We start from the raw sequence: 12,887 nt of genomic DNA, 5'->3' as shown, positions 1-12,887 counted from the left end.
GACTGCGCAATGACCATGCAAGTCAGCAAGACCATTGGCGCGACCGGCAAGGTCCCGCTGGATGCGCCAATCTTCGATCCCGTCGCCTTCCGCCTCAGCGACGAACAATCCGGCATCATTACGCGGGCAAGGGAGATCGGCCAAAGCGTGTTCGCCGGTCGCGCTGCCACCTACGATCGCGAGGCGATCTTCCCGACCGAGAATTATCGCGACCTGCACCGCGTCGGCCTGCTCGGCATCGCCGTTCCCAAGAAACACGGCGGGCTCGGCGCCAACTACCAGACCTATGCGTTGGCGGCCGCCGAGATCGGCCGCTATTGCGGCGCGACCGCGCTGACCTGGAACATGCACGTGTGCTCGACCCTATGGTCAGGCCCGCTCGCCGACGACCTCGACATGGACCCGGACACACGCGCCGAACACGAGCGGCGACGGGCTGTCCACTACAAGCGGATCGTCGAGGACGGCGCGATCTATTCGCAACCCTTCTCCGAGGGCGGCGCGGCCGCCGCAGGCGGCGTCGCGTTCGGCACGGAAGCAAAACCCGTGGAAGGCGGCTGGATCGTGAACGGCAAGAAGATCTTTGCATCGCTCTCCGGTCATGCCGACTATTACGGCGTGCTCTGCACCGAGATCGAGCAAGGCGAGAAGGCGTCCCGCCGCAACACGCTGTATCTGGCCATCTCGGCCAAATCGGAAGGCGTCTCGGTCGTCGGTGACTGGGACCCGCTGGGCATGCGCGGCACGGTCTCACGCACGTTGCTGTTCAAGGATGTATTCGTGCCGGACGACTCCGCGCTGATGCCGCGCGGCGTCTACTTCCAGGCGGCGATGCGCTGGCCGCACATGTTCCTGACATTGTCGCCCACCTATATGGGCCTGGCGCAAGCCGCCTATGATTTCACTGTGCGATATTTGCGCGGAGAGGTGCCGGGCATGCCGCCCGTCAAGCGCCGGATGTATCCGACTAAGCAGATCGCCGTGGCGCAGATGCAGATCAAGCTCGAGCAGATCAAGGCGATCTGGTTCCAGGCGGTCACCGAAGCCTGCGCCAATCCGAGCAAGGAGCAGGTGCTGCGCGCCTATGCCGCGCAATATTCGGTGATGGAGGGCGCCAACGAGCTCGCCACGCTCGCAATCCGTACCTGCGGCGGTCAGGCCATGCTTCGCTCGCTGCCGCTGGAGCGCATCTACCGCGACAGCCGCTGCGGCTCGCTTATGCTGCCCTGGACTGCCGAATTGTGCCTCGACCGGATCGGGCGCGAGGCGCTTTACGAAGCCGGCGAGACGGACGACTGACGGTGGACCTTTGCAGTCTGATCGATCGCAACGCGGCGTTTTCGCCAGACAAGACGGCCATTGCCTTCGAGGACGAGCGACTCAGCTATGCCGCGTTCGCCGCACGCATCGCGCGCACTGCGACGGCATTGAAGCAGGAGCTCGGCGTCGGCCGCGGCGACCGCGTCGCCATCCTCAGCCTGAACCGTCCGGACTATCTGGTCCTGCTCTACGCATGTGCACGGCTGGGTGCGATGCTCGTGCCACTGAACTGGCGGCTCGCGGTCGCCGAGCAACTCTTCATCCTCAGCGATGCGGGCGCCAAGGTGCTGGTGCTCGAGCGGGCATTCCAGGGCGTTCTCCCCGAGCTTGCGACGGGGACATCCGTTGTCGGCCTCGACTTCACGCCGCCTCACGGCACGACATTCGAAGACCTGCTGGCGCACAGCGATGGCAGCAGCCGAAATCCGCACACCGATCTCACCTGCCCGCTTCTGATCGTCTACACGTCCGGGACAACCGGGCGGCCGAAAGGCGCGGTGCTGCGCCAGGAAGCGTTGTTCTGGAACGGCGTCATGAGCCAGCACATGCATAACATGACGTCCGACGACCACGTGCTGACCGTACTGCCATTTTTCCACGTCGGCGGCCTCAACATCCAGACGACGCCGGCGCTTCAGTTGGGCGCAACTGTCACCATTCACGCCCGCTTCGCGCCGGACACAGCGCTCGCGGCCATTGAGCACCAGCGGCCGACGCTTACGGTCATGGTACCTGCGATCATCCAGGCCGTAAGCGAGCATCCAACCTGGGCGAAGGCCGATCTCTCGTCACTCAAGGCCGTCGCGACAGGCTCGACCATCGTGCCGCCGCATCTGATCGAGCGCTTCGTCGCGCGCGATGTCCCGGTACTTCAAGTTTATGGCTCGACGGAAACCTGCCCGATCGCCGTCTACACGCGGCTCGGCGGCGACCTGTCGCGGGCGGGATCGACCGGGCTTGCCGGCCTGTGCTGCGAAGCGAAGGTGGTCGATCAGTCCGGCAATGAGGTGCCTCCCAGCACGCCGGGCGAGATCGCGGTGCGCGGACCCAATGTTTTCTTCGAATATTGGGGCAACGAGGCCGCAACGCGTGATGCGTTGCACGACGGCTGGTATCGCACCGGCGATATCGGCCTGTGCGACGCCGACGGCTATTTCTGGGTCCGCGACCGCAAGAAGAACATGATCATTTCTGGCGGGGAAAACGTCTATCCGGCCGAGGTCGAGCGCGTCCTGCTCGAACACCCCGATGTCAGCGAATGCGCCGTGATCGGACGGCCGGACCCGCGCTGGGACGAGGTGCCGATCGCCTATGTCATCCCCCGATCCGGCTGCCGGCTCGAGACGGGCGAACTGCGAGGCCATCTCCAGGCGCAGCTCGCCCGCTACAAGGTGCCGCGCGACATCGTCTTCGTCGCCGACCTGCCGCGCACGGCGCTGGGCAAAGTCCAGCATTTCCTGCTGAAGCAGCTCGATGCGCAGTCCCGCGCGCAAGGAGAAGACTCTTGAAGATTGCAGTTCTGGGTGGGGGAAACGGCTCTTTCGCGGCCGCGAGCGATTTTGCGCTGTCGGGGCATGAGGTGCGGCTCTGGCGCCGGGATGCCGACCAGGTGGCGGCGCATCGCGCTGCCGGCTCGCGCATTGTTATGAAGGATCACAACGGCCGCCACGACGTGAAGCTCGCCCTGGTTACGACCGATATCGCCGAGGCGGTCAGCGGCACCGAGCTGATCCTGTGCCCCGCTCCCGCCTTCGCGCAGACCGATATCGCGCGCCTGCTCGCCCCGCATCTGCGGGACGGCCAGGTCGTTTTCCTGCCACCGGCGACATTCGGCTCGATCATCTTCGCCCAAGCGGCGCGGGACGCCGGCAACCAGGCCAAGGCAAGCTTTGCCGAAACCGGCACGCTGCCGTGGTTGACCCGCAAGCACGGACCGTTCGAGGTCGCGATCACAATCCGCGCCAAACGGCTTCCGGTTGGGGTGTTCCCGCTCGACCACGCACCTCACGCGCTTGACGTGATCGGACGCGCTTTCCCCGACGCGATCGAGCCGTGCGGAGATGCGCTGTCCGGAGCGCTGATGAATGCCGGCCCGATCATCCATCCGCCGCTGATCGTGATGAATGCAGGTCCCATCGAGCATTTCGAGCGCTGGGACATCCACAAGGAAGGCACGCAGGCCGCGACCCGCCGGGTGACGGACGCACTTGACGCCGAGCGGATCGCCGTGCGCGAAGCCTTCGGCTACGGCGCGCCGCATTTCCCGCTCGCTCATCACTATGCGAAGGAAGGAGAGATCTGGATGTATGGGCGCGGCTCGCATGACCGGCTGACGGACTCAGGCGACTGGCGCGAGCGGATCGTGCTGACGGAGCACCGTTACATGCGTGAGGACCTCCGGCTTGGGCTGTCGCTGTTGGTGTCGGTCGCCGGACTGGCCGGCGTGGCCACGCCGCTGGCCAAAGCGTTCCTGTCGATCGGCGGCGCGATTTGCAGCGAGGATTTTGCGCAAGGCGGCCGGACGCTCGAGACGCTGGGGCTCGACACTCTCAGCAAGGACGAATTGCAGACGGTGCTCCGCAATGGATTCTGATCGATGACCAATCGCGCTAGCATCGTCTGTCTGGGGGCCGGCCGCATGGGGCGCGGCATCGCCGTCGCATTCGCCTACGCCGGGCACAAGGTTACGATGATCGACATCAAGGCGCGCTCCGCGGAGGAGTTCGCGAAGCTGGAGGCGGACGCGCTGGGCGAGGTCGGGAAGACCTTCGCCAGTCTGTCGAAGCTGGGGCTATTGACCGAGGCGGATGTTGATCCGCTGATCGCGCGAGTCTCGGTCGTGCCGGAGCGCCAGAGCGGCGCGGCGTTGGCGGACGCCGGAATGGTGTTCGAGGGCGTTCCCGAGGTCGTCGAACTCAAGCGCGAGGTGCTGGGGGCGGCCTCCAAGCAGATCGGCCCGGACACGATCATCGCGTCGACAACGTCGACCATCCTCGTCGACGATTTATCCGGGGCAATCTTGAATCCCCGCCGCTTTCTCAACGTGCATTGGCTCAACCCTGCCTACCTCATTCCACTTGTCGAGGTTTCGCCCGGGAAAGCCACCGATCCTGCCATCATCGACGAGGTCAAGGCTCTGCTCGAAGGCATCGGCAAGGTGCCGGTCGTGTGTGCGGCGACGCCCGGCTTCATCGTTCCGCGCATCCAGGCATTGGCGATGAACGAGGCCGCGCGCATGGTCGAGGAAGGCGTCGCCAGTGCAGAGGAGATCGACAAGGCGATCCGCTATGGCTTCGGTTTCCGCTATGCCGTGCTCGGACTGCTCGAGTTCATCGACTGGGGTGGCGGCGACATCTTGTACTATGCCAGTCGCTATCTCGAAGGCGCGCTCGGCAGCGACCGCTATCGCGCGCCGGACGTCATCTCACGCAACATGCATGAAGGCCGGATCGGCTTACGCACGGGTAGCGGCTTTCTCGACTATACGGGCATGGACGTCGATGCCTATCGCGTCAAGCGGCTTCAGGCCATGGTCGACCTGCTTCGCCACTTTGACCTGGCTCGCCCGCCCGTGCTCGACCGCAATTAGCCGAAGACGTCCTGCAACACGCCTTCGCGAACGACCGCGACGCCGTCGAGCTCGATGGTCGTTCCCATCATCGGCAGGTCGAAATGGCCCGCCGTATAGCGGCCGGCGAATTCGTTGGCACCGGTCGAGAACAGGAAATTGCCGGAGACGGCCCGGATCTCCGTGCCGTTGGTGTCGCGCTGGTCGTACATCGACAGCGCTTCATAGCGCGCACCGGGGTTCATGCCGAAACCGACATGCGAGACCGCATAGGCTTCGCGATCACCCCACGCCGCGAGATAGGCGCGCATCATCGCGGCGTCCGTGCCATCGCCTTCGAGTTCGACGACATAGTCATCCTTCAAGGTCATCATCACCGGCGACGCCAGATAGCGCTTGAAGGTCAGGTTGATGTCGCCGGGCGCCATCACCAGCTTGCCGTTGATCGTCCCGCTCTTGGGAAAGCTGACGACGATCCCACCGGGCCAATGCGCCAGCGTGCCGGGCTTGTCGGTCCAGCCCCACACACCGACGGTGGACGCACCGACCATATCGACATCGAGCGCGGTGCCGGCTTTCGACGTCACCCGCATCCGCTTGGTCCCGCGCAGCATCTTCGCCGCCGCACGGACGCGCTTCTCGAGCGCGGTATCCGGCACCATCCGCTCCAGCGCCTCGGGATGTTCGTTGGAGATCACCAGGATTCGCGCGCCGGCCTTGAGGATTTCCGGCGTCTCCACCGCGTGCATCAAGCCCTCGATGGTACAATCCACCACGAAACCCGTCTGCTGGAGCGCGGTGATGACCGGACCAAGCTTCTGGATCGCCTCGCTTGCCCCCGTCGAGCGAACCGGAACGATATGCCGGTTGCGCGGCGTCGGCATCACCACGTGAAACGGCCGCGCACCCATGCGCAGCAGCGCGAGTTCCGCCAGATGCACGTTCAACGCACGTGACTGGGTTTCGGAGAGGATCGCCGCGGTATCGCCGGCCTTGACGGCGCAGCGTTCGAAGATCTCGCAAAATGCGTCGATCCATTTTGCCTCAATGCGATCAGCCAGCATGGTTCACTCCCGGTCTTCTGGTTTCTTCTTGGTCGGTTCAGGCCTCGGGAAAGCCCCGCAGCAGATACGAGCGCAGCGCCCCGAGCAGGCCATTCAGGGTCAGGCCCAGCAGCGAGATCGTGATCAGAGGCACGAACATGTCGACGGCCTGAAATGTTCGCGCCGCGGTCACGAGCGCGTGCCCCAATCCGTCCGTTGACGTGATCATCTCGGCCAGAAACACCACGATGCAGGAAATGACAAGCCCGATCCGGCATCCAGTCAGGATCGACGGCATCGCTGCCGGCAACACCACCTTGAACAGGATTTCGTAGCGTCGCGTTCCCGCTGCCATCGCCGACCAGATTAGCTTTTGTTCGACGGTCGAGGCACCATAATACGTCGAGAGCAGAATGGGAAAAAGTGCGTCCGCGGCTACCAATGTGATCTTCGATCCGTGGCCGAATCCGAGCAACAACAGCAGCGCCGGATAGAGCGCCACCTTGGGCAGCGGGGCCAGTACGCGGACGATCGGCCGGACCACGGCATTGATCACCGGATTGGCGGCGGCGGCAATGCCGATACTGACACCCAGCACGACCGCAATCGCGAACCCTGCAAACAGCCGGATCAGGGTTGCCGCGATTTCCTGCTGAAACGTCCACGTCACGAGCTGCTGGAGCAGCCGGCTGAAGACAAAGGCCGGCGGCGGCAGCAAGACGGCGGGCGCGAAGCCGAATGACACCAGGCCTTGCCATAAGGCAATGACCAGCGCGATCGGGGCAATCCCAAGAAGGGCGTTTGTGGAGACAAGGCGCGGCATCACGAGAAGCTCAGCGGCATGTCGAACTGAGGTTCGGACCAACGGACGAGTCTGGCACGAACCCTTTCGAAGATCGCGTCGAGACAGATTCCCATCGCCCCCACGATGATGATCATCGCAAAGACGGTGTCGTACTGGCCCATGTCGAGCGCATTGAAAAGAATGTTGCCGGCGCCGGACTGGCGGGCGATCATCTCGCTGGTGATCATCGTGATCAGCGCCAGCACCAGCCCAGTGCGGCAGCCGGTCAGGATCTCCGGCAGCGCTGCGGGCAACACGATCCGCACCAGGCGTTGTGCGGGCGAAAGCCCCATCGCGGCACCCGACCACAGCATCTTCTCTTCAACCGCCTTGGCGCCCTCGAAGCTGTGATAGATCACGGGAAGGCTGACGCCCAGGAAGATCACCAATGTCTTGGTGACGTCGCCGACGCCCAGCCAGAGCATGATGATCGGCATCAAGGCGGCCTTCGGCACCGGATAGATCACCATCAGAAGCGGATTGAAAAACGCCGCGACGCTCCGGCTGCGTCCCATCAATAGGCCCAGCGGAATCGAAACCAGCACCGCCACACCGAACCCGAGCGCCATCCGGCGCAGCGACGCCAGAATGTTGATCAGGGACTCCTTGTCGCCGAGAATATCCGGAATTGCCCGGATCGCCTCAGTTGCCGTCGGGAAGCTGTCGTTCTTGAGCGCGAGGGATGCAACCTGCCACACTGCCAGCAATCCGATGCAGGCCAGCACCGGGGCGACCCGTCTGAGCAAGGCGGCCGGCGACATCACGAGGCGGGCCCGGCTTCGTCGCTTTCATCGAACATGCGCTCGATATCGACGACGTATTTCTGATAGCGCGGGTCGAGCAGCAGCTCGTTGCGGCGACGCGGTCGCGGTAGATCGATGTCGATAACCTCGCGGATGCGGCCGGGAGATTTCGACATCATCACGACCTTATCCGAGAGAAAGACGGCTTCGTCCACCGAGTGTGTGACGAACAGCACCGTCTTGCGGTCGCGCTCCCAGATGCTGAGGAGGTCGTTCTGCAGACGCGTCCTTGTGTGCGCGTCGAGCGCACCGAACGGCTCGTCCATCAAGAGCACCTCGGGATGGTAGGCCAGCGTCCGCGCCAGCGCCACGCGTTGCTTCATACCGCCCGACAATTCCTTGGGGTAGAAGTTCTCGTAGCCCTTGAGGCCAACCATTTCGATCAGGGCCCGGCTCTGCGCTTCCGCCTCTGCGGCGCGCACGCCCTGCTGACGCGGGCCGTACATCACGTTGCCCAGCACGGTCTTCCAGGGGAACAGCGCGAACTCCTGGAACACCGGGCCACGATCCGGACCCGGCCCAGTGATCGCATGCCCCTTGATCTTCGCCGAGCCGCTGGTCGGGCTGACGAAACCGCCGACGATATAAAGCAGTGTGGACTTGCCACAGCCTGACGGCCCAAGGATGGACACGAAGGCGCCCTCTTCAATCGTCAACGAGATGTCCGAAAGCGCCACATGGTCCTTGCGCGCCGAAGTCTGAAAGATCTGCGAGACGTGGTCGATCTCGATGATCGCAGAAGCCGGCTCTTGTGATGTCACCGGTCTCACCCATTGGCTCGATCTCGCAGGCACTACCGTCATTCCGTCGCTCGCCTTACCGTGAGACACGAGCTTAGCAAGAAGCCTGCCAGACAGGCGGTCGTTCTCGCACCCGTACGATGCCTCATTCGAACCACGGCCATTCCGCCGGGCCTTCATGCGTCACGGCACCGCCCGGCGCCTGCCCGACCAGCCGCGCATATTTGGCAAGCGCGCCTGCCCGGTGACGCGGCGGGCGTTGCTTCCAATCTCGTTGACGCGCGGCGAGTTCCTGCTCATCGAGCAGGACATCCATCCGCCGGTTCGCGGCGTCGATCCGGATCTTGTCTCCGTCGCGAACGAGCGCGAGCGGACCGCCAACAAATGCCTCGGGGGCCACGTAGCCGACGCACATGCCACGGGTGGCGCCGGAGAACCGGCCGTCGGTGATCAGCGCCACCTTTTCGCCCATGCCCTGCCCGTAGATCAGTGCGGTCACGCCGAGCATTTCGCGCATGCCGGGACCGCCGACCGGGCCTTCATTGCGGATCACGAGAACCTCGCCCGCCTTGTAGCTCCGATCACGAACCGCTTTGACGCAAGCCTCTTCATCCTCAAACACGCGCGCCACGCCTTCGAACAACTGGCTCTTCAAACCCGCAACCTTGATCACCGCCCCGTCGGGACAGAGATTTCCCTTCAGAACCGCGACACCGCCATCAGGCATGATCGGTGCGCGAGACGCGTAAACCACCTCGCCATCGGGTGCGTTGGCCGCACCATACTCGTCGTCAAGCGTGCGGCCGGTGATGGTGATGCAGCTGCCATCGATGTGACCGCTCGCGATCAGCTCGCGGATCACCACCGCCGCACCGCCGATGTCGTAAACGTCCTTTGCGGTGTACTTGCCCCCGGGCCGCAGATTCCCGATCAGCGGCGTCCTGGCAAAGACCTCGCCCACATCATCGATCGTGAACGCGATGCCGGCCTCGTTGGCGATGGCGGGCAGATGTAGCGCGGCATTGGTCGAGCCACCCGTCGCCGCGACGATCGCCGCGCCGTTTTCGAGGGACTTCCGTGTCACGATGTCGCGCGGCAGCGGCCCGCCGCGCGCCAGCATTTCCATGATCAGCCGTCCGGCCCGTCGCGAGATTTGCGCACGTTCTGCATAGACACCGGGCACCATCGAGACGTTGGGAATGGTCAGTCCCATCGCTTCCGAGACCATCCCCATGGTGTTCGCGGTGAACTGGCCGGCGCACGCGCCGATCGTCGGCAGGCAGGCACGCTCGATGCGCTCGAGCGTGGCGCCGTCGATCTCGCCAGTCATGAAGCTGCCGACGGCCTCATAGGAATCGAGCACCGTCAGCGTACGCCCGTCCACGCGGCCCGGCAACGAGCTGCCGCCGTAGATGAAGATGGAGGGCACATTGCAGCGAACCATGCCCATCATCACGCCGGGAAGCGTCTTGTCGCATCCGCCGTATCCGATCAGCGCGTCGTAGGCCAGACCATGAACGACGGCCTCGATCGAGTCGGCGATCAGCTCGCGCGAAAATAGCGAGAACTTCATGCCCTCGTGGTTCATACTAATGCCGTCGGACACCGAAATGGTCGAGAATTCACGCGGCGTGCCGCCGGCTTCCTCGATGCCGGTCTTGGCCGCGGCCACCTGGAAGTCGTGGGTCATGTTGCAGGGAGTCTGCTCGCCCTTCATGCTGACGACGCCCACCATCGGCCTGGCGATCGCAGCGTCGTCGAGCCCCATCGCGCGCATGAACGCGCGGTGCGGGGCCCGGTCGAGGCCGTCTGTCGTGACTCGTGATCGCAACTTCTTCATACGTGCATCTTGTTCTTGCCCCGTCCGGGATGACCCGGGACGCTGCGCGGACGGGTTCGGATCATCCGCCTGGCCGCCTATTGCAGTGGGGCGACGATCGTCGGATGCTTGAATTGCGCAACATCCAGTTTCGGAAGCATTCCGGTCTCGGCGTAGATGTCCAGCATCTTCTGGATCGCCGGGAAGTTCGGCGCCGCACCTGGATCACGGCCGAAATCGTTGTCCTTGAGCAGGTAGGTCTCAAGCACCGGGATGGGCGCCTTCAGGACTTCGTTGACGACCTTGAGAGTCTCCTCGCGGTTCGCCAGAGCCTTCTTCATGCCCGAGGTGATATCGCGGACGTAAGCCTTGACGAGTTCCGGGTTCTTGTCGACGAAATCGGCGCGGCAGGCTTCCAGGATATGCACGATGTTCGGCATGGCCTCCGACAATGAGAACAGCTTCCGTGTGCCGCCCTTTGCCTCCGCGCGCGCGGCAAAAGGCTGATTCATGTTGACGGCGTCGACACGGCCCTGGCGCAGCGCATCCTCGGAGACGGCAAACCCGACCTCGACCAGCTTGATATCCTTGGCCGGATCGACACCATTCTGCTTCAGGAGCAGGTTGAACGGGCCTTGCGTGCCGCCGCCGATCACGGAGATGCCGACCGTCTTGCCCTTGAGATCAGCGATCGTCTTGATCGCGGAGTCGTCTTTGACGGCCCAATAGACCGAGAAACCGCCGGGCTTCTCGAACACGTGCTGCGCCACGATGTAGGCCTTGAGATTGCCGCCGACCACACCGTTGGCGAGCGACAGCGGCGCCTGCGTCGCGCAGTCCAGCGCGCCGGCTGCCAAGGCTTGCGTCATCGGCGCAGTGCCCTGGAATTGGGTCCATTCGATATTGTAGGCCTTGCCGATATTGGGAAATTCGGTCGGCCTGCGCATCATCCAATACTTGGATTCCTCGGCCGGGATCGTCCAGCCGACGCGGATCGTCTGCTGCGCCCGTGACGGGCTTGCCCCGCCGCTCACCGCCGCCACTGCCCCCAAAGCCAGGATCCATTTCGAAACGGTTCGCATCGTGCCCACTCCGCTGCTCCGGCGCCGACAGGCGCCACCCAACCCCGACCGGGTCAAATCTTTCATGGTTCAAACAATCAGGCAAGCCATGCGAGCCCGACGGTTTTGCCGCCCGATGCGCAATGTATGATAAAGCGGCGTCGCGCTGCGACAGACGGAGGCAACCTATGGCTGAGGCGAGCAACACAAACCCGCGGGACGTCGACAGACTCGGTTATCTCGGCCTTGGCCTGATGGGAACGCCGATGACCCGACGCCTGCTCCAGGCCGGCCATCAGGTCACTGTCTGGAATCGTTCGGAGAGCAAGGTAACTCCACTCGCCGAGGCCGGAGCCAGGCGCGCGGTCACGCCTCGTGATCTCCTGACGAACGTCGATATCGCCTTCATGTGCGTGACGGATGCCGCGGCCGTCGAGGAGGTGATCTTCGGGCCTGAGGGGCTGGCAGCGGCGCCGGGCGCAGGCAAGCTTGTCGTCGACTTCTCCTCGATACATCCTGACGCCGCGCGCGATCTGGCAAAGCGACTGAAAGCCGCCAATGGCGCCGGCTGGATCGATGCGCCGGTTTCCGGCGGAACGAAGGGCGCCGAGGAAGGCACCCTTGCGATCATGGCCGGCGGAGAAGCAGACGAGATCGAGAGGGTACGCCCCTACGTGCTGGCCATGGCGCGCAGGTTCACCCACATGGGTCCGACCGGCGCCGGCCAGACCACGAAACTCTGCAATCAGGTGATCGTGGGATGCGCGATGGCCGTGCTGGCAGAAGCCACGCGTCTGGCCGTCAACGCCGGTATCGACGCCAATCGCCTGCCCGAAGCGCTCGCCGGCGGCTTCGCGGACTCGATCCCGCTTCAGCTTTTCGTGCCGAGAATGGTGCAAGGCATTCACTCGCCCCCGCTTGGTCACATCGCCACGATGCTCAAGGATCTCGATACGGTCGCCGATGTCGCTCAGGCAACTTCAACGCCGGTGCCGATGGCCTCGCTCGCGGGGCAGCTTTTCAGGCTGGCCAAGGTCGTACGCGGCGCGGAAGCGGACGCGCTGGAACTTTACAAGCTTTCAGCGGTGGAGCGCTAAGCTGTCGACCCATCTGGGGCGCGTCAAGGTGACGTCTTGCGCTCGTCATCTGCTTGAAATCGGCCGAACGTGCCTCGCGCGAAGAGCAGCGGCTCCTTCGCACCGTAGGTATAGGCCTCGACCGCGCCGAGGAAGATCACATGGTCGCCGCCATAGTAGCGATTCACGGAGCGGCATTGAAAATTGGCGACGCTCTCCGCAAGCACCGGCGCTCCGCCGAGGCCCGGCGTCCAGTCCACACCCGTGAACTTGTCGTCGGACGACTTGGCGAATTTTGTCGCAAGCGCCTGTTGCGAAGCTCCAAGCACGTTGACCGTGAAGTGGCTGGCGTTCTGGAAGATGGTCAGACTCGAGGAATAGACGACCAGACTCCACAAGACGAGCGGAGGGTTCAGCGAGACCGAGGCGAACGAATTGCACGTCAGTCCGTAGGGCTTGCCGTCGGGCGCTGCGGCCGTGATGATCGTTACGCCCGTTGCATAGGTTCCGAGTGCGTTGCGAAAGTCGCGAGGATCGATCGACGAGCTGTCACTCGCGAACTCGTTGGCGGGATCGGGAGCGCCGGGCTGCTGCGGCAGATCATTCATCGGCC

At 64.0% G+C, this 12,887-nt stretch carries 12 protein-coding genes; 5 read left to right on the top strand and 7 right to left on the bottom strand.

Annotation, left to right across the window (positions count from 1 at the left end):
• The first annotated feature begins 9 nt into the window (after positions 1 to 9).
• From JQ580_RS28485 to JQ580_RS28470, 4 genes are read left to right on the top strand one after another with little or no spacing between them, the layout of a single operon-like run.
• Entirely contained in the window at positions 10 to 1,299 is a 1,290-nt protein-coding gene (locus JQ580_RS28485; RefSeq protein WP_212283861.1) for an acyl-CoA dehydrogenase family protein, read from the top strand.
• 2 nt (positions 1,300 to 1,301) lie between these two features.
• Positions 1,302 to 2,828 carry a class I adenylate-forming enzyme family protein gene (locus tag JQ580_RS28480; protein ID WP_212283859.1) on the top strand — a complete coding sequence of 509 codons (1,527 nt, stop codon included), beginning with the start codon at positions 1,302 to 1,304 and terminating at the stop codon, positions 2,826 to 2,828.
• Positions 2,825 to 3,913, top strand: coding sequence for an NAD/NADP-dependent octopine/nopaline dehydrogenase family protein (locus JQ580_RS28475; protein ID WP_212283857.1), 1,089 nt, complete (start codon positions 2,825 to 2,827; stop codon positions 3,911 to 3,913). Before JQ580_RS28480 ends, JQ580_RS28475 begins: the two co-directional genes overlap by 4 nt.
• 3 nt (positions 3,914 to 3,916) lie before the next feature.
• Positions 3,917 to 4,909, top strand: coding sequence for a 3-hydroxybutyryl-CoA dehydrogenase (locus JQ580_RS28470; RefSeq protein ID WP_212283855.1), 993 nt, complete (start codon positions 3,917 to 3,919; stop codon positions 4,907 to 4,909).
• On the opposite strand, the gene JQ580_RS28465 is transcribed toward JQ580_RS28470, so the two are convergent.
• The 6 genes from JQ580_RS28465 to JQ580_RS28440 form a co-directional block, all read right to left on the bottom strand.
• Positions 4,906 to 5,952, bottom strand: coding sequence for a 2,5-dihydroxypyridine 5,6-dioxygenase NicX family protein (locus JQ580_RS28465; RefSeq protein ID WP_212283853.1), 1,047 nt, complete (start codon positions 5,950 to 5,952; stop codon positions 4,906 to 4,908). The two genes, JQ580_RS28470 and JQ580_RS28465, sit on opposite strands and share 4 nt — an antisense overlap.
• Before the next feature lie 37 nt (positions 5,953 to 5,989).
• Positions 5,990 to 6,754 carry an ABC transporter permease gene (locus JQ580_RS28460; protein ID WP_212283851.1) on the bottom strand — a complete coding sequence of 255 codons (765 nt, stop codon included), beginning with the start codon at positions 6,752 to 6,754 and terminating at the stop codon, positions 5,990 to 5,992.
• Positions 6,754 to 7,539: an ABC transporter permease gene (locus JQ580_RS28455; RefSeq protein WP_212283849.1), complete on the bottom strand. Its 786-nt coding sequence runs from the start codon at positions 7,537 to 7,539 to the stop codon at positions 6,754 to 6,756. Before JQ580_RS28455 ends, JQ580_RS28460 begins: the two co-directional genes overlap by 1 nt.
• A complete protein-coding gene (locus JQ580_RS28450) occupies positions 7,536 to 8,381 on the bottom strand; it encodes an ABC transporter ATP-binding protein (protein WP_212283847.1) in 846 nt (281 codons plus the stop codon). Before JQ580_RS28450 ends, JQ580_RS28455 begins: the two co-directional genes overlap by 4 nt.
• An 82-nt stretch (positions 8,382 to 8,463) precedes the next feature.
• Complete coding sequence (ilvD, locus tag JQ580_RS28445; protein WP_212283845.1) at positions 8,464 to 10,158, bottom strand: dihydroxy-acid dehydratase; 1,695 nt, start codon at positions 10,156 to 10,158, stop codon at positions 8,464 to 8,466.
• 77 nt (positions 10,159 to 10,235) lie between these two features.
• The gene (locus tag JQ580_RS28440) at positions 10,236 to 11,219 is read right to left on the bottom strand and encodes an ABC transporter substrate-binding protein (protein WP_212283843.1); all 984 of its coding nucleotides are present in this window, start codon (positions 11,217 to 11,219) and stop codon (positions 10,236 to 10,238) included.
• 167 nt (positions 11,220 to 11,386) lie between these two features.
• Between JQ580_RS28440 and JQ580_RS28435 the strand changes: the two genes are divergently transcribed.
• Complete coding sequence (locus tag JQ580_RS28435) at positions 11,387 to 12,295, top strand: NAD(P)-dependent oxidoreductase (RefSeq protein ID WP_212283841.1); 909 nt, start codon at positions 11,387 to 11,389, stop codon at positions 12,293 to 12,295.
• Between the two features lie 23 nt (positions 12,296 to 12,318).
• Here the strand turns inward: JQ580_RS28435 and JQ580_RS28430 are convergent, their stop codons facing one another.
• Complete coding sequence (locus JQ580_RS28430) at positions 12,319 to 12,882, bottom strand: flavin reductase family protein (protein WP_212283840.1); 564 nt, start codon at positions 12,880 to 12,882, stop codon at positions 12,319 to 12,321.
• Between the last annotated feature and the right edge of the window lie 5 nt (positions 12,883 to 12,887).

It is taken from the genome of Bradyrhizobium sp. SZCCT0148 (assembly GCF_018129985.1).
Lineage (GTDB): Bacteria > Pseudomonadota > Alphaproteobacteria > Rhizobiales > Xanthobacteraceae > Bradyrhizobium > Bradyrhizobium japonicum_H.
This window is presented reverse-complemented; position numbering and strand designations above follow the sequence as displayed.

Coding starts and splice junctions, on each gene's coding strand:
- JQ580_RS28435 (WP_212283841.1), top strand. CDS start 11,387: ATGGCTGAGGCGAGCAACACAAACCCGCGGGACGTCGACAGACTCGGT.
- JQ580_RS28470 (WP_212283855.1), top strand. CDS start 3,917: ATGACCAATCGCGCTAGCATCGTCTGTCTGGGGGCCGGCCGCATGGGG.
- JQ580_RS28465 (WP_212283853.1), bottom strand. CDS start 5,952: ATGCTGGCTGATCGCATTGAGGCAAAATGGATCGACGCATTTTGCGAG.
- ilvD (WP_212283845.1), bottom strand. CDS start 10,158: ATGAAGAAGTTGCGATCACGAGTCACGACAGACGGCCTCGACCGGGCC.
- JQ580_RS28460 (WP_212283851.1), bottom strand. CDS start 6,754: ATGCCGCGCCTTGTCTCCACAAACGCCCTTCTTGGGATTGCCCCGATC.
- JQ580_RS28450 (WP_212283847.1), bottom strand. CDS start 8,381: ATGACGGTAGTGCCTGCGAGATCGAGCCAATGGGTGAGACCGGTGACA.
- JQ580_RS28430 (WP_212283840.1), bottom strand. CDS start 12,882: ATGAATGATCTGCCGCAGCAGCCCGGCGCTCCCGATCCCGCCAACGAG.
- JQ580_RS28485 (WP_212283861.1), top strand. CDS start 10: ATGACCATGCAAGTCAGCAAGACCATTGGCGCGACCGGCAAGGTCCCG.
- JQ580_RS28440 (WP_212283843.1), bottom strand. CDS start 11,219: ATGCGAACCGTTTCGAAATGGATCCTGGCTTTGGGGGCAGTGGCGGCG.